Below are 14765 nucleotides of genomic sequence, written 5' to 3'. Positions count from 1 at the left end.
GGGCCCCCGCCGGGGCGGAGCTAGTCTGGCCGACGACATGACCGACTCCGCGCCCGACTTCAGCATGCGGTCGGTGGCTCTGGCCGCCTTCCTCCCCGCGGCCCTGTTCGCGATCGGCGAGGGCGCCATCATCCCGATCATCCCCGTCGTCGCGAGCGGACTCGGCGCCTCCCTGCCGTTCGCCGCGTTCGTCGCCGCGCTCATCCTCGTGGGCGAGCTGATCGGCGACATCCCGAGCGGCTGGCTGGTCTCGCGGGTCGGCGAGCGCAGCAGCATGATCGGCGCCTCCCTGGTCAGCATCGGCGGGCTGGTGACCTGCCTCCTCGCCCCGAACGAGGTCGTCCTGGCGATCGGCGTGCTGGTGATCGGTCTGGCGACCGCGGTGTTCGCCCTGGCTCGGCACGCGTTCATGACGAGCTTCGTGCCCGTAGCCATCCGCGCCCGCGCCCTGTCGAGCCTCGGCGGCGTCTTCCGGCTGGGCTACTTCGTGGGGCCGTTCCTCTCGGCGGGGGTGATCGAGCTCACCGGCAGCGTGCAGTCCGCGTTCGTGGTGCACATCGTCGGCTGCCTCGGGGCGGCCGTGTCGCTGCTCGTCCTGCGCGATCCGGCGGCCGCGTTCGGCGAGCGCCCCGACGCGCGTCGGGCCTCCGACGAGCCCGATCTCGTCGCCCTCGAGCGCCAGGGGCTCTTCGCGACGCTCTGGCGACACCGCGGGGTGCTGGTCAAGCTCGGCAGCGGTGCGGCGCTGATCGGGGCCATGCGCTCCGGCAGGCAGGTGATGCTCCCCCTGTGGGCCGTCAGCATCGGACTCGGGGCGTCCGAGACGGCGATCATCATCGGCGTCGCGGGCGCGGTGGACTTCGCGCTCTTCTACACGAGCGGTCAGATCATGGACCGTTTCGGCCGCCTCTGGAGCGCCGTGCCCTGCATGGTGGGCCTGGGGGTCTCGTACCTGGCCCTCTCGCTGACCCACGACCTCGACGCCCGGGTGGGGTGGTTCGTCGCCGTCGCGGTCTTCATGTCGCTCGCCAACGGGGTGGGCAGCGGCATCCTCATGACCCTGGGCGCCGATCTCGCCGACGAGCGCGACCCTGCGCCGTTCCTCGGCGCCTGGCGCTTCACGGGCGACGCGGGCAGCGCCGGTGCGCCCCTGCTGATCTCGGCCGTGACGGCCCTCGTCTCGATCTCGGTGGCCAGCGGCGTGATGGGCGTGCTCGGGCTGATCGGCGCGGCGATCCTGGTGCGCTACGTGCCCCGGTACTCGCCGCACGTCCCCCGCTCGCAGCGGTAGCGCCTCCTGCCCGTCCGGGGCCGGCAGGCGATCGCGTTCCCGTCGAGCGGCTCGCTACACTGACCCTGCCGCGGGAGTGGTGGAATTGGCAGACACGCAGGATTTAGGTTCCTGTGCTTTCGAGCGTGAGGGTTCAAGTCCCTTCTCCCGCACTCGACCCGACCGGAGAACAACCCGATGCTGCCCCTCGTCTCCATCCCCTGGCTCGACCCCGAGTACCTCCTCTCGGCGTTCGGCCCGTGGGCCGTGCTCGGCGTCTGCGTCCTGGTCTTCGCCGAGACCGGACTGCTCATCGGGTTCCTGTTCCCGGGCGACACCCTGCTGATCATCACGGGCATCCTGGCGGCCACGAACCCGGGCGCCCTCGGCATGCCGATCTGGCTGATCGCGATCCTCATCAGCATCGCCGCCTTCGCGGGGGGCGAGCTCGGCTATCTGATCGGACACAAGGTCGGGCCCCGCATCTTCGAGCGGAAGGAGAGCGGTCTCTTCAGCGTCGCGAACGTGAACCGCACGAACGCCTTCTTCGAGCGGTTCGGCCCGATGGCCGTCATCATCGCGCGGTTCGTGCCGGTCGTCCGCACCTTCGCGCCGATCATGGCGGGCGTCGGCCACATGAGCTATCGCCGCTACTCGCTCTTCAACGCGATCGGGGCGGTCGTCTGGGGAATGGGCATCACCCTGCTGGGCTTCGGCATCGGGCACATCCCCCCGATCGCGGACTTCGTCAGCTCGTACATCGATCTGATCCTGCTCGGCGCGGTGCTGGCCACCGTCATCCCGATCGCGATCCACTACCTCCACGGCGTGCGCCAGGCCAAGAAGGCCGGGCCGACCGGCGGATCCGACGACGTCGACCTGTCCGGCGCGTCCGAGGTCTCGGGCACGCCTCACCAGGGCTGACGCCGAGGAGGCGCGGGTCGACTCAGTCCGCCAGCGCCGCCACGTAGGGCGCGATCGCCCGGAACGCCCTCGCGCGGTGACTGACCGCGTTCTTCTCGTCGGTCGTCAGCTCGGCCGCGCTCCGGGTCTCGCCGTCGGGGCGGAAGACCGGATCGTAGCCGTGTCCGTTCGAGCCGACCCGCGCCTCCAACAGGGTCCCCCGCCACTCCCCCGACTCGACGTGCTCGGACGCCTCCTCGCCGGGTACGACGAGCGCGGCCGCGCACGAGAACCAGACGGAGCGGTCGTCGTGGGCCGAGACCTCGCGGAGCAGCTTGTCGATGTTGTCGTCGGCGTCTCGGGTGCCGGCGTAGCGCGCCGAGTGGATGCCCGGTGCGCCGTCGAGGGCGGCGGCCGAGATGCCGCTGTCGTCGGCGAGCGCGGGGAGCCCGGTGTGCTCGGCGGCCGCCCGCGCCTTGATCAGCGCGTTGGCCACGAAGCTGTCGCCGTCTTCGACGGGCTCCGGTCCGTCGTAGGCGACCAGCTCGACGCCCGGCGCCGTCTCGGCCAGCAGCAGTCGGAGCTCGGCCACCTTGCCCTGGTTGTGCGTGGCGATGACGACCTTCGTCACTTGCCGAGCACCTCGAGCTGGATGCGCGTGAGATCGGCGGCGCCCGCGACGGCGAGGTCGAGCAGCTCGCCCAGCTCGCGACGATCGAAGGGCGCGCCCTCGGCCGTGCCCTGCACCTCGACGAAGAGACCGCTGCCCGTGACCACGACGTTCATGTCGGTCTCGGCGCGGACGTCCTCGACGTAGGCGAGATCGAGCATCGGCTCGCCGTCGATGATGCCGACGGACACGGCCGAGACGCTGTCGGTCAGGGGCGAGGCCTTCTGCGCGATGAACTTCTTCTCGCGACCCCATTCGATGGCCTGCGCGAGAGCCACGTAGGCGCCCGTGATCGCCGCGGTGCGGGTGCCGCCGTCGGCCTGCAGCACGTCGCAGTCGAGCACGATCGTGTTCTCGCCCAGGGCCTTCGTGTCGACGACCGCGCGCAGGCTGCGACCGATCAGACGGGAGATCTCGTGGGTGCGACCGCCGATCTTGCCCTTGACGCTCTCGCGGTCGTTGCGCGAGTTGGTGGCCCGCGGCAGCATCGAGTACTCGGCGGTCACCCAGCCCTTGCCCTTGCCCGTGAGCCACCGGGGGACGCCGTTCGTGAACGACGCGGTGCAGAGCACCTTCGTGTCGCCGAACGAGACCAGCGCACTGCCCTCGGCCTGCGAGCTCCAGCCCTTCTCGATGGTGACGGTGCGGAGGTCGTCGACCCGTCGACCGTCGGCGCGGACGATCGTGCTGGTGCTGGTGCTGGTGGTCGTGTCGTCGCTCATGCTGTTCTCCTCGGGCCGGTGCTCGGCCCCTGCTCGGTCGTGCGGGAAGGTCGTGGGGGGAGGTCGATCGCGCCGGTCTCGAGATGGCCGACCCGGGATATCTCGGGCCCCAGGAAGCGCTTGGCGAGACGGAGGAACGACCCCTGGTCGTCGCCGGTCGCCTCGAACTCGTAGCGGGGCACGCTGCCCGCCGGGGCCTCGAGGTCGTGGTCGACGAGGGTGCGGTAGACGTCGGCGGCCGTCTCGTCGGCGCTCGAGACCAGATGGACGTCGGGCCCCATCACGTACTGGATGGCCGCGGACATCAGGGGGTAGTGGGTGCAGCCGAGCACGAGGGTGTCGACCCGGGCGTCGCGGAGCGGGGCGAGGTACTGCTCGGCGACGGCCCGCAGCTCGGCGCTCGAGGTGTCGCCCGCCTCGACGAACTCGACGAACCGGGGGCACGCCCGGGTGAAGAGCTCGAGGTCGGCCGCCGCCGCGAAGGCGTCCTCGTAGGCGCGCGAGTTGATGGTCCCCTCGGTGCCGATCACGCCGATGCGTCTCGCCCTGGTCTGCTTGACCGCCGACCGGACGGCGGGCTGGATGACCTCGACGACCGGGATGCCCCGGCCGATCGTGTAGCGCTCGCGAGCGTCTCGGAGGACGGCTGCCGACGCGGTGTTGCACGCGATGACCAGCAGCTTGACGCCCTGCTCGACGAGGTCGTCCATGACGGCGAGGGCGTACTCGCGCACCGTCGCGATCGGCTTCGGTCCGTAGGGCGAGTGGACGGTGTCGCCGACGTAGAGGATGGACTCGCGGGGCAGCTGGTCGATGATGGCCCGGGACACCGTCAGCCCCCCGACCCCGCTGTCGAAGACTCCGATGGGTGCGTCCGTCACGGTCGCCCAGCCTACCCGGCTCGTGCGGTCCGCCCGGCTCGCGCGGCCTAGGCTGAGTCCGTGACCAGTGCACTGCTGACCGACCGGTACGAGCTGACGATGGTCGAGGCCGCGCTCCGCGCCGGCACCGCCCACCGCGACAGCGTCTTCGAGGTGTTCGCCCGTCGCCTCCCCGAGGGGCGCCGCTACGGCGTCGTGGCCGGGACGGGCAGGTTCCTCGACGAGCTGACCCGCTTCCGATTCGGCGACGCCGAGCTGTCCTGGCTCCGCGACGAGCGCATCGTCGACGGCGCCACGATCGACTGGCTCGCCGACTACCGGTTCTCGGGCGACGTGCACGGCTACGCCGAGGGCGAGGTCTATCTGCCCGGCTCGCCGATCCTGGTGGTCGAATCGACCTTCGCCGAGGGCGTCCTGCTCGAGACGCTCGCGCTCAGCGTCTTCAACTACGACTCGGCGGTGGCCGGTGCCGCAGCGCGGATGGTGGCCGCAGCCGACGGTCGCCCCCTCGCCGAGATGGGCTCGCGACGCACCGGCGAGCGCAGCGCCGTGGCCGCCGCCCGAGCCGCCTACATCGCGGGATTCGACGCCACGAGCAACCTCGAGGCCGGTCGCACCTGGGGCGTCCCCACCATGGGGACGGCCGCGCACGCCTTCACCCTGCTGCACGACAGCGAGGAGGAGGCCTTCCGAGCGCAGGTCGCCACCCTCGGCTCGGGCACGACTCTGCTCGTCGACACCTACGACATCGAGAAGGCGGTCCGCACAGCCGTCGAGGTCGCGGGCACGGGCCTCGGCGCCGTGCGCATCGACAGCGGCGACCTGCCCTCGCTCGTGGCGCAGGTGCGTCGTCAGCTCGACGGCCTCGGGGCCACCGGCACCCGCATCACGGTCACCAACGACCTCGACGAGTACACGATCGCCGCCCTGCGAGCCGCGCCCGTCGACAGCTACGGAGTCGGCACGTCGGTGGTCTCCGGGTCCGGGCATCCGGCCGCGGGGATGGTCTACAAGCTCGTCGCCCGCCGGGGCGGCGACGGCGCGTGGCTCTCCGTCGCGAAGAAGTCGGCGGACAAGGCGAGCGTCGGCGGCCGGAAGGCTCCCGTGCGGGTGCTGTCCGGCGGCGTCGCCACCACCGAGCTCGTCCGCGTGGGCGACCACGAGACCGCCGACGGTGAACGCGCCCTGCTCGTCCCGCTGGTCACGGGCGGCGTCGTCGACGAGCGCTTCATGGGTCACGCCGGTGTCCAGCGAGCACGCGAGCACAGGCGCACCGCGGTTTCCGAGCTGCCTGCCGGCGCATTCCGCCTCGGTCGCGGCGAACCCGTCATCCCGACCGTCTACGCCTGATCGGGCGAGGGGTGCCCGGGCGCCACGATCAGGTGGTGCGCGGTTCTACTCTTTCGTCATCTTCTCGTAGATGTCGCGGCACGTCGGGCAGACCGGGAACTTCTCCGGGTCGCGACCCGGGGTCCACTTCTTGCCGCAGAGCGCCTTGACGGGCTTGCCGCTCAGGGCGGACTCCATGATCTTTTCCTTCTTGACGTAGTGCGAGAAGCGCTCGTGATCGCCCGGGTCGATGTTCTCCTCGTTGAGGAGCTTCTCGAGCTCGCGATCGAGGACGTCGAGGCCACCGCCGGTTTCCGTGTTGCTCATGCCGACCATGGTACGACGCCGGGCCGTACCCGCGTCGAGCGGCTGTCCCTCGGATCGCGCCGTCAGCTGCGGAGAGCGGAGGCCAGCAGCTCGGGCGCGCGCCTCGTGAACACGCGGGAGCCGACGACGACCCCGACGATCAGCACGACCAGACCCACCGCGATACCGGACACCATCGACCACGGACCCGCCGACGTGTCGCCGCCGAAGAGGTCGAGGGCCGCGAAGCAGAGCGCGGGGACGGCCGAGACGAGCGCCCCGCCGATCATCAGCGTCTGGGCGAGCACCGACGACGAGCCGCTCGACTGGGGCTGCTGGAACGGATCGTCGTGCGGACGCACGGTCGCGTAGGGCATGGCCGCCGACATGACGCTGGAGAGGCCGAGTCCGCTGAGCAGCAGGGCGGACCCGATCCCGATCTCCGACCAGAGGGCGCGCCAGTCGCCGAAGGCCCAGACCGCGACGGCGGAGCCGATGACGACGAGAGGGATGCCGATGAGGAGGGGCGGCGCGAGTCGACCGATCCGGTCGGACGACCCCTTCGTGTCGGCGGCCACGTGCAGCCACAGCGCCGTGCTGTCGTAGGCGACGTCGTTGTGCGGCAGGAACCCGACGATCAGGCACATCAGCGGCACCGGGACGAGCGCCAGCCAGTTCCAGCTCACGCCCGCGATGCCCAGCGGGATCACGAGCAGAGGGATGATCGGGATGACGACGAGGGACATCCGGTAACGCGCGTCGCGCATCCAGTACGTCAGGCTCCGGGCGGCCACCGCGCCGATCGGCGTGGCCGGCACGAACTCGAACCATCCGAGACCGCTCGTGTCGTCGTCGAGCTCGGGTTCGGGCCGATCGACGAACGCTCGGGCGACGAGCCCGCGCCAGGCGCACCAGAGCCCCGCCAGCGAGGCCGCCGCGATGAGCGCATCGAACACGACCCGTGCGGTGTCGCCCTCGGCGGCGTGCCCGGGCAGTGCGAGGGCCGCTCCGAACGGCGTCCAGGCGAGGATCCCGGCCAGCACGCCGGTGGGTGCGGAGCCCGTCCAGGAGGCGCGGACCAGATCGACGATCAACGGCACGACGAGCAGGGCCACGAGGACTCCCCCGCCCAGGAGGAACTGCCGCGACCGACGCGAGGTGAGCACGACGGTGTTGAGAGTGGACGAGACCAGCGATAGCAGGAAGGCCGTCGCACCCGCGGCGACGGCGGCCACCACGGCGACGGACGCCGACGCCCCGGTGCCCTCCCAGGCACGGACGTACCCGGGCGACAGCACGACGAGCGCGAAGGCGGGGAGCCCGACGAGGGCACCGAGCGCCAGCCCTGCGGCGGCGGCCGGCTCAGGCGTGCCGACGAGGGCGAGCCGGCGCGGATCGGCCCAGGGCGGGCGCACCCGTGCGAACGGCACCACGAAGTAACCCACCAGGAGCAGCGAGCCCCCACCGACGACGAGGGCCCGGACGTCGTCGAGCGACGAACCGCGGAGCCCGCCGGCCAGAGCCGAGAGCGCAGAGGACGAGAGGAGGACGACGAGGACCGAGACGACGGCGGCGAGCAGCGCACGCGGACCGAAGCGCACCGTGTTGGCGATCGTCTGGAGCCTCAGTCGGAGAAGCTCTGCAACCATTCCATGCCCTCCGTGACGGCCCGACCGCCGGCCAGTTCGACGAACGTCTGCTCGAGTGAGCGCCCGGCACGGACCTCGTCGACCGTCCCGCTGGCCAGCACGTGACCGTCGACGATGACGGCGACGCTGTCGCAGATGCGCTCGACGAGATCCATGCTGTGGCTCGACAGGACGACGGTGCCCCCGCCCGCCACGTAGCGCTGCAGCACGTCGGTCACGGTCTGCGCCGACACCGGGTCGACCGACTCGAAGGGCTCGTCCAGGACGAGCACCCGCGGCGAATGGATGATGGCGGCCGCGATGGCGAGCTTCTTCGTCATGCCGACCGAGTAGTCGCTGACGAGCCGTCCGAGTGCGTCCTGCAGGCCGAAGGCCGTTGCGAGGTCCGATGTGCGCTTGCGCGCCGTCGATCCGTCGAGCCCCCGCAGAGTCGCCGAGTAGTAGAGGAGCTGAGCCCCCGTCAGACGGTCGAAGAGTCGGAGCCGGTCGGGCAGCACGCCGAGGGCGCGCTTCGCTGCGGCCGGATCGGACCAGACGTCGCTGCCGAGCACGCTGACGCTGCCCTCGTCGGGGCGCAGCAGACCGGTGACGATCGACAGGGTCGTGGTCTTGCCGGCACCGTTCGGGCCGACGATGCCGTAGAACGAGCCCGCTCTCACCTCGAGATCGATGCCGTCGACGGCGGTCGTGGCGCCGTAGCGCTTCACGAGACCCGAGATCGACAGGACGACCGGCGCCTCGACGGCCTCCGAGGAGGCGCGGGTCGCCTCGTCGACGACGGGAGCCTCCTGCGCATCGGTCCCGTCGACGGCGACGACCGTGTCGACGTCGGACTCGGAACCGGTCGCCTCGTCGCGGGTGCCGACGACGGGCTCGGGCCCGGTCGCCTCGTCTCGAGTGCCGACGACTGCGTCGGCGTCAGCCCGCACCGCGGTCGTCTCGTCGTCTTCGGAGGCCTCCACGGTCTCGTCGGACTCGACGGCCTCCACGGTGTCCGTGGCCTCGTCGGTGTCGGTGTCGGTGTCCTGGTCGGTGTCGGTGGCCTTGTCGGCCTCCAGGGTCTCGTCCGTCTCGGCGACGAGCTCAGCCTCATCACCGGCGACGTCGTCGTCCGCGACGGTGGTCGCGTCCTCCTGCGCCTGAACGGCTGCAGCCTCGCGTGCGGCGAGCTCCTCGGCGGCCGCGCGGGCGGCCGCCTCGGCGGCCCGTGCGCGGGCGTTCGCGGCCCGGGTCGCGGCCGCCTTCTTCGCGGCGGCGGAGCGATCGGCCGCAGAGCGTGGCGTCGCGGGGCGACGCGGAGCACGACCACCTGATCGGACGGTCGGCGTCGGCGCCACCGCTTCGTCGCCCCCGCGGCCGGTCTCGATGCCGTCGCCGTCCATGTCGTCCCCCTGAATCGCAGTCCCCGTCGTGGTGTCCGTCCGGCCGTCGTCCGAGTCGCCCGAACGGGGCGAGTCGTCGGCGCGCTCGTCGCCCTGTTCGTCGTCCGTCGTCACAGCCATCGGTCAACCGTACCAACGCGCGTGGACCGGCACGGCCTACCGGGGCGCATCACGAATGGGAAACGAAGAGGGTGCGGACACTACCGCCAGAAGCGCCCCCCGCGATAGACTCCCCAGGCACAACGACGTGTCCAGATCGAGACCCCGCGGTGAACACCGCTCGAACACGAGACGGACCCGAGCCAGAGACGGCCGGGATCCTCCGCCGGGTCACCCAGAGAGTCGGCTCGCCCGACCTCGCCCCTGTGAGGAGACAAGACGTGAGCAGAACCGACTCGACAGCACCCCAGCAGGTCGTCATCCTGGCCGCCGGCCTCGGAAGCCGCCTCGGCCGTTCGCTGCCCAAGGCGCTCACGGAACTCAACGACGGCCGCACCATCATGCGTCAGCAGTTCGACAACATCCACGAGGCCTTCGGCCCCGAAGCACGGATCACCGTCGTCGTCGGCTACAAGTTCGAGCACATCGTCGAGGCGTTCCCCTCGGCCGCGTTCGTCTACAACGAGCAGTACGACCAGACCAACACGTCCAAGAGCCTGCTGCGCGCCCTCCGGGCCAGCGCCTCCGGCGGTGTCCTCTGGATGAACGGCGACGTCGTCTTCGACCCCGAGGCGCTCCGCCGCGCCGCACGCCAGGTCCGCGCCGATCAGTCGTTCGTCACCGTCAACACCTCGAAGGTCTCCGACGAGGAGGTCAAGTACACGACCGACGCCGAGGGCTTCATCGCCCAGCTCTCCAAGCAGGTCGTCGGCGGTCTCGGCGAGGCAGTCGGGATCAACTACGTCTCCCGCGCCGACAAGGCCGTCCTGATGCGTCAGCTGAACAAGGTCGACAACCAGGACTACTTCGAGCGTGGCATCGAACTGGCGATCGAGCAGGACGGGCTACTCTTTGAGCCCGTGGACATCTCCGACCTCTACGCCGTCGAGGTCGACTTCGCCGAAGACCTGGAGCGCGCGAACCTCTTCGTCTGATCGACGCAGGTCTGAGGTCGGTGTCCTGATCGACGAAGGACACCCGTGAGCCAAGCCATGATCGAACGTCCGCCGCGCAGCGCCTTCACGCGGTACCGGCAGACGTTGTGGCTCTTGACCACCCGCGACCTCCGTGTCCGCTACTCCACCTCGGCTCTCGGTTACATCTGGTCGATCCTCGATCCGCTGGTCATGGCCGGCATCTACTTCTTCGTCTTCACGGTCGTCTTCGAGCGCGACGTCGGAGAAGACCCCTACATCGTCTTCCTGCTCAGCGGACTCCTGGCCTGGATGTGGTTCAACGGAGCGGTCTCCGACAGCACGAGGGCGTTCATCCGCGAGTCCAAGCTCGTCCGATCGACCAAGATCCCTCGCACCATCTGGGTGAACAGGCTCGTCGCCTCCAAGGGCATCGAGTTCCTCCTGAGCCTGCCGGTCCTCGCGCTGTTCGCCATCGTGGCCAAGGCCGAGCTGCACTGGCAGGTGGTCTACTTCCCCCTGGCCATCGTGATGCAGGCGATCCTGGTCACCGGTGTCGGCCTCATCGTCGCCCCGCTCGTGGTCTTCTTCCGCGATCTCGAGAGGGCCACGAAACTCGCACTCCGGTTCCTCTTCTACGCCTCGCCGATCATCTACGGGACTCAGAACCTCCCCGAGAGCCTCCACCTCCTCGCGGCCTTCAACCCGCTGAGCGGCATATTCGGCTTGTACCGCGCGGCGTTCTTCCCCGACCAGCTGGACCTGCTCGAGGTGCTCGTCGGGGCCGGCATGAGCATCCTCATCCTCGGCATCGGCCTGGTCGTCTTCCGGGCGAGCGAGCGCGCAGTCCTGAAGGAGATCTGACATGCCCGCCCCCAGCGCGACTCGACAGCCCGGCGATCCCGTCATCCGCGTCGAGGGAGTCGGAATACGATTCCGGCGCAACCGCCGCGGTCGTCGCTCCTTCAAGGACCTGTTCGCCGACAGCAGCCGCCGCTCCCGTCCCGGCGAGTTCTGGGCTCTGAGAGACGTCTCCTTCGACGTGCACGCCGGCGAGGCCATCGGTGTCGTGGGCCGGAACGGCCAAGGCAAGTCGACCCTCCTGAAGCTGGTCGCCGAAGTCATCCTGCCCGACACGGGGACGGTCGCGGTCGAGGGCGGGGTCGCACCCCTGATCGAGATCACCGGAGGCTTCGTCGCCGACCTGACGGTGCGCGACAACGTCTACCTGACGGCCGGGCTGCACGGCATGACACGTGCGGAGATCGACGCGCGGTTCGACGAGATCATCGACTTCGCCGAGATCGCCGCCTTCGTCGACACGCCCTACAAGCACCTGTCGAGCGGCATGAAGGTACGCATCGCCTTCGCGGTCATCTCCCGACTCGAGGAGCCCGTCATCCTCGTCGACGAGGTGCTCGCCGTCGGAGACAAGGCCTTCCGCGAGAAGTGCTACCGCCGCATCGAGGAGATGCTGGCCGCCGGGCGGACGCTCTTCCTCGTCTCGCACAACGAGCGCGACCTCACGCGGTTCTGCACCCGCGGGCTGTATCTCGACAAGGGCGCACTGGTCTTCGACGGCCCACTCGCCGAAGCACTGTCCCGCTACAACTCGGATCATCCTCCCCGGCCCGCGGCGTAAGGTCGAGCGATGCGCCCGAAGCACGATCCCTCGTCCCCCGTGACCCCCGTCGTCCCCGTCGTCCCCGCCCAGGGGACGGAGGTCGAGTCGGGTCGTGACGAATCCGGCGAGGTGTTCGCCGAGTCGCCGTGGCTCCAGCGCCTCGATCGTCTCCTGGCCATCCAGCGACCCGTCGTCGTACGGCACGTCCGGACACTGCGTCGTCGTCACAAGAAGGCGACCCCCGAGAAGCTCATCCGGATCCTCGAGCGCGAGTACCTGACCGCCGTCACGACCGGTGGCGCCGCGGTGGGCGCGAGCGCCGTCATCCCGGGTGTCGGTTGGGGCGTCTCGTTGGCGTTGTCGGGTGTCGAGACCGCGGGGTTCCTCGAAGCCAGCGCCCTCTTCGCCCAGTCGGTCACCGAGGTGCACGGCATCGCCATCACCGATCCCGACCGAGCCCGTGCCCTCGTCATGGCGATGATGATGGGGGCTCCCGGGGCGAGCCTGGTCCGTCAGTTCGCCGGCGAGGCCCTCGGGACGGCGCCGGCGCGATCCGCCTTCTGGGGCGAGCTCGTCACGCAGAAGCTGCCCAAGGCCGCCATCAGCGGTCTCACCGACTCGGTCCGCAAGTCGTTCGTCCGTCGGTTCGCCGCATCGCAGACCGCCACGGTGATCGGGCGGGCCGTCCCGTTCGGCATCGGCGCCGTGGTGGGCGGCACGGGCAACCACCTCCTCGGACGGAAGGTCGTGATGAGCGCGCGCGACGCCTTCGGCCCCGCACCGCAGTTCTTCGCAGCAGACCTCGACGCCTGAGACCCCCGGGGCCGTCCGCTCCCGTCATCTCGCCGCTGGCCCATCGCGACCCTCCACAGGAGGACGCCGTCCACAGGCTGGAGGGGCTGACGTCGGTCGCGCTCCTTACCGTGGGGCCATGACCAGTACAGCCACCGCCTACGCAGTCCCCTTCCACGTCGATCGGTCGAAGGCCCCCAGGGTCCATCGTCTGGTCAATGTGGCGGACGAGCCCGTCCTCGGCATCAGGGTCACCCTCCTCGGGTGCGGGTTGCTCGTCCCCGTCGCCACGAACAGGCTCGACCCCGGCGACGCCCTGTCGGTCAGCGTCATCGCCTCCGAGCTCACGCAGAACTCCATCGCGGTGGTCCGCTGGTTCCGGCCGACGCGAGAGGAGTTCCTCTGGCGGTTCAGCTTCTGATCGCCGACCCCGGGTTCAGCTCGTCCGCCGCGCGGTGCGCTCCTTCACGTAGTCGGCAGCCGTGAAGGTCTCGAGCACGGGCGGGAGGTGCTCCGCGGTCATCCCGGTGACCAGCACCGAAGGGTCGACACCGACCACGACGGCCAGTCTCACGATCGTGTGGAGCACGGGGTTGCCGATCCCGCGCTCGATCTTGCCGTAGTTCGAGACGTTCATTCCCGCCAGGTGCGCCAACTCGTCCTGAGTGAGCCCCAGCCTCTGGCGTTCCTCCCGGACTCGGTCTCCGAAGATGCGGGCGGCGGTCGACGTCGGCTCAGGCATACCTCATGGATACGCGATGCAGCGATCTCTATCCAGATGCTGAATACATCACGCATTCATCCACAGGCGCCTGGTGCCTGGCGACTCGTTCCCGTGATCAGGAGTCGATGTCGCCGTCAGAGTCGTCCTGCGCGGGGCGGACGGAGTCGGCGTCGACGGGATGCGTCGCCGCGTACTCGTCCCGCAGCGCGACGAGGCGGGCGACCGCGGCCTCGAATCGCTGCGTCGCCATGCCGGGCGTCGTGTCACCGAAGTGATGCGTGACCCAGTGGTCCAGCCTGCCCCGCGCCTCCGGATCCGCCTGCACGCGATCGACGAGCTCGGCGACATCGCCGGCACCGGCCGCCGTGAGCCATTCCGCATCGCCGAGATACCCTCGCTCGTCGACGTCCGCCTCGGGCGACACGGGGCGCGTCACGACGAGGGGCTTGCCGGTCGCCAGCCGGTCGTACACCATGGCCGAGATGTCGGTGATGGCGACGTCGGCCACGACGAGCTGCCAGCCGAGCTCGGACCCCGAATCGTAGACGTGCTGCGCCGATGGATCGGCGAGGTTCGCGGCGGCGATCGCCTTCACGATGGTCTCGTGCGCCCGCCGGTAGTCGCGGTCGACCACTCCGCTCCGAGGGTGCGGTCGGTAGACGATCCGATGACGGCCGGTCGAGATCAGCGCCGACACGAGGGCCACGCCGTGCGATGCGATCGAGCCGTAAGCGGCCGACGACCGATCGCCCTCCCAGGTCGGGGCGTACAGCACGACGGTCTTGCCGTCGGCCTCGAACGGCACGACACCGGCCACGTGGTCGGCCTGGGGGCGGCCGATCGGCACGGCGCGCTTCTCGAGGTCGTAGTCCCAGAGTTTGGCGGAGAGCCGGTCGAGTGCGGCGTCGCCGGCGACGAAGGCGTAGTCGTAGGCCTTGAACTGGTTCGTCGTCATGTACATCTTGTCGCTCTCGCCGTGATTCACGAAGACGTGCCACATGCGGCCGTAGCGCATCATCTGGAAGTTCTTCGCGTTCTGGTTCACGTAGAGCGTGAGCGCGAGGGGCTGGGAGGCGACGAACGTCTCGAGGTCGGCGACCTGACGGGCGTAGACCACGGGCACCGGCGACTCGGCGAGCAGCTCGACCGTGGCACCGGGAGACCGCGCCACGATGGCGACGGGATAGCGCTCGTTCAGACGCGCCAGGGGGCCGTACCACTGGCGGATCTGGTACATGTTCACGGACGTGTCGGCGAAGTAGACGGCCACCCGCACCGTGCCGTCGAGCGGGGCCCGCCCTGCTGCGTCGGTCCGTTCGAGTGCTCGGCGGCTGCGACGGGACTTCGCGAGTCGACCGACGAGACTCCAGGCGAGCGTGAGGTCACGGGTCAATGCCACAGGGTCGATCTCCGTTCGAGGGGCGACGGCGGAACGCCTCC

The 14765-nt window shown here is 70.1% G+C and carries 16 protein-coding genes and 1 tRNA gene; 9 read left to right on the top strand and 8 right to left on the bottom strand.

What is annotated here, in order from left to right:
* The first annotated feature begins 37 nt into the window (after positions 1-37).
* From ACZ6JE_RS01245 to ACZ6JE_RS01235, 3 genes are all read left to right on the top strand, one after another.
* Complete coding sequence (locus tag ACZ6JE_RS01245) at positions 38-1291, top strand: MFS transporter (protein WP_464317983.1); 1254 nt, start codon at positions 38-40, stop codon at positions 1289-1291.
* Between the two features lie 70 nt (positions 1292-1361).
* A tRNA-Leu gene (locus ACZ6JE_RS01240) sits at positions 1362-1443 on the top strand.
* Positions 1444-1468: 25 nt separating this feature from the next.
* Complete coding sequence (locus ACZ6JE_RS01235) at positions 1469-2194, top strand: DedA family protein (protein ID WP_464317982.1); 726 nt, start codon at positions 1469-1471, stop codon at positions 2192-2194.
* Between the two features lie 22 nt (positions 2195-2216).
* On the opposite strand, the gene rdgB is transcribed toward ACZ6JE_RS01235, so the two are convergent.
* The 3 genes from rdgB to murI are packed head-to-tail and all read right to left on the bottom strand — an operon-like array spanning position 2217 to position 4446.
* Positions 2217-2804 carry an RdgB/HAM1 family non-canonical purine NTP pyrophosphatase gene (gene rdgB / locus ACZ6JE_RS01230; protein ID WP_192059832.1) on the bottom strand — a complete coding sequence of 196 codons (588 nt, stop codon included), beginning with the start codon at positions 2802-2804 and terminating at the stop codon, positions 2217-2219.
* Entirely contained in the window at positions 2801-3565 is a 765-nt protein-coding gene (gene rph, locus ACZ6JE_RS01225; RefSeq protein WP_320478673.1) for a ribonuclease PH, read from the bottom strand. The genes rdgB and rph overlap by 4 nt, the downstream gene beginning before the upstream one ends.
* Positions 3562-4446, bottom strand: a complete 885-nt coding sequence (murI, locus tag ACZ6JE_RS01220) for a glutamate racemase (protein ID WP_192059828.1) — start codon at positions 4444-4446, stop codon at positions 3562-3564. Before murI ends, rph begins: the two co-directional genes overlap by 4 nt.
* A gap of 60 nt (positions 4447-4506) precedes the next feature.
* Between murI and ACZ6JE_RS01215 the strand changes: the two genes are divergently transcribed.
* Positions 4507-5796, top strand: coding sequence for a nicotinate phosphoribosyltransferase (locus tag ACZ6JE_RS01215; RefSeq protein WP_464317981.1), 1290 nt, complete (start codon positions 4507-4509; stop codon positions 5794-5796).
* A 45-nt stretch (positions 5797-5841) separates the two neighbouring features.
* Here ACZ6JE_RS01215 and ACZ6JE_RS01210 read toward each other — a convergent pair whose 3' ends face one another.
* The 3 genes from ACZ6JE_RS01210 to ACZ6JE_RS01200 all read right to left on the bottom strand — a co-directional run bounded on the left by ACZ6JE_RS01210 (position 5842) and on the right by ACZ6JE_RS01200 (position 9232).
* Positions 5842-6102 (bottom strand): DUF3039 domain-containing protein, encoded by a 261-nt coding sequence (locus tag ACZ6JE_RS01210; RefSeq protein WP_464317980.1) that lies wholly within the window; start codon positions 6100-6102, stop codon positions 5842-5844.
* Positions 6103-6164: 62 nt separating this feature from the next.
* On the bottom strand, positions 6165-7730 hold the full coding sequence (locus ACZ6JE_RS01205) for an ABC transporter permease (protein ID WP_464317979.1): 1566 nt from the start codon (positions 7728-7730) through the stop codon (positions 6165-6167).
* Positions 7706-9232: an ABC transporter ATP-binding protein gene (locus tag ACZ6JE_RS01200; protein ID WP_464317978.1), complete on the bottom strand. Its 1527-nt coding sequence runs from the start codon at positions 9230-9232 to the stop codon at positions 7706-7708. Before ACZ6JE_RS01200 ends, ACZ6JE_RS01205 begins: the two co-directional genes overlap by 25 nt.
* Before the next feature lie 260 nt (positions 9233-9492).
* Between ACZ6JE_RS01200 and ACZ6JE_RS01195 the strand changes: the two genes are divergently transcribed.
* The 5 genes from ACZ6JE_RS01195 to ACZ6JE_RS01175 all read left to right on the top strand — a co-directional run bounded on the left by ACZ6JE_RS01195 (position 9493) and on the right by ACZ6JE_RS01175 (position 13022).
* Positions 9493-10206, top strand: a complete 714-nt coding sequence (locus tag ACZ6JE_RS01195) for a phosphocholine cytidylyltransferase family protein (RefSeq protein WP_192059820.1) — start codon at positions 9493-9495, stop codon at positions 10204-10206.
* 57 nt (positions 10207-10263) lie between these two features.
* Positions 10264-11049, top strand: a complete 786-nt coding sequence (locus ACZ6JE_RS01190) for an ABC transporter permease (RefSeq protein ID WP_192060190.1) — start codon at positions 10264-10266, stop codon at positions 11047-11049.
* 1 nt (position 11050) lies between these two features.
* Entirely contained in the window at positions 11051-11827 is a 777-nt protein-coding gene (locus tag ACZ6JE_RS01185; RefSeq protein ID WP_192059818.1) for an ABC transporter ATP-binding protein, read from the top strand.
* A gap of 9 nt (positions 11828-11836) precedes the next feature.
* Entirely contained in the window at positions 11837-12622 is a 786-nt protein-coding gene (locus ACZ6JE_RS01180) for a hypothetical protein (RefSeq protein WP_192059816.1), read from the top strand.
* Positions 12623-12740: 118 nt separating this feature from the next.
* Complete coding sequence (locus tag ACZ6JE_RS01175) at positions 12741-13022, top strand: hypothetical protein (RefSeq protein WP_192059814.1); 282 nt, start codon at positions 12741-12743, stop codon at positions 13020-13022.
* A gap of 15 nt (positions 13023-13037) precedes the next feature.
* On the opposite strand, the gene ACZ6JE_RS01170 is transcribed toward ACZ6JE_RS01175, so the two are convergent.
* Positions 13038-13343, bottom strand: a complete 306-nt coding sequence (locus tag ACZ6JE_RS01170; protein ID WP_192059812.1) for a helix-turn-helix domain-containing protein — start codon at positions 13341-13343, stop codon at positions 13038-13040.
* Between the two features lie 97 nt (positions 13344-13440).
* On the bottom strand, positions 13441-14724 hold the full coding sequence (locus ACZ6JE_RS01165) for a CDP-glycerol glycerophosphotransferase family protein (protein ID WP_464317977.1): 1284 nt from the start codon (positions 14722-14724) through the stop codon (positions 13441-13443).
* Between the last annotated feature and the right edge of the window lie 41 nt (positions 14725-14765).

This window comes from Frigoribacterium sp. AC759 (genome assembly GCF_979256015.1).
This window is presented reverse-complemented; position numbering and strand designations above follow the sequence as displayed.

Excerpts from the sequence above, each read along its gene's own strand:
- ACZ6JE_RS01205 (WP_464317979.1), bottom strand. The coding sequence starts at position 7,730 with ATGGTTGCAGAGCTTCTCCGACTGAGGCTCCAGACGATCGCCAACACG.
- ACZ6JE_RS01210 (WP_464317980.1), bottom strand. The coding sequence starts at position 6,102 with ATGAGCAACACGGAAACCGGCGGTGGCCTCGACGTCCTCGATCGCGAG.
- ACZ6JE_RS01235 (WP_464317982.1), top strand. The coding sequence starts at position 1,469 with ATGCTGCCCCTCGTCTCCATCCCCTGGCTCGACCCCGAGTACCTCCTC.
- ACZ6JE_RS01170 (WP_192059812.1), bottom strand. The coding sequence starts at position 13,343 with ATGCCTGAGCCGACGTCGACCGCCGCCCGCATCTTCGGAGACCGAGTC.
- ACZ6JE_RS01180 (WP_192059816.1), top strand. The coding sequence starts at position 11,837 with ATGCGCCCGAAGCACGATCCCTCGTCCCCCGTGACCCCCGTCGTCCCC.
- ACZ6JE_RS01245 (WP_464317983.1), top strand. The coding sequence starts at position 38 with ATGACCGACTCCGCGCCCGACTTCAGCATGCGGTCGGTGGCTCTGGCC.
- ACZ6JE_RS01185 (WP_192059818.1), top strand. The coding sequence starts at position 11,051 with ATGCCCGCCCCCAGCGCGACTCGACAGCCCGGCGATCCCGTCATCCGC.
- ACZ6JE_RS01190 (WP_192060190.1), top strand. The coding sequence starts at position 10,264 with ATGATCGAACGTCCGCCGCGCAGCGCCTTCACGCGGTACCGGCAGACG.
- rph (WP_320478673.1), bottom strand. The coding sequence starts at position 3,565 with ATGAGCGACGACACGACCACCAGCACCAGCACCAGCACGATCGTCCGC.
- ACZ6JE_RS01175 (WP_192059814.1), top strand. The coding sequence starts at position 12,741 with ATGACCAGTACAGCCACCGCCTACGCAGTCCCCTTCCACGTCGATCGG.
- ACZ6JE_RS01200 (WP_464317978.1), bottom strand. The coding sequence starts at position 9,232 with ATGGCTGTGACGACGGACGACGAACAGGGCGACGAGCGCGCCGACGAC.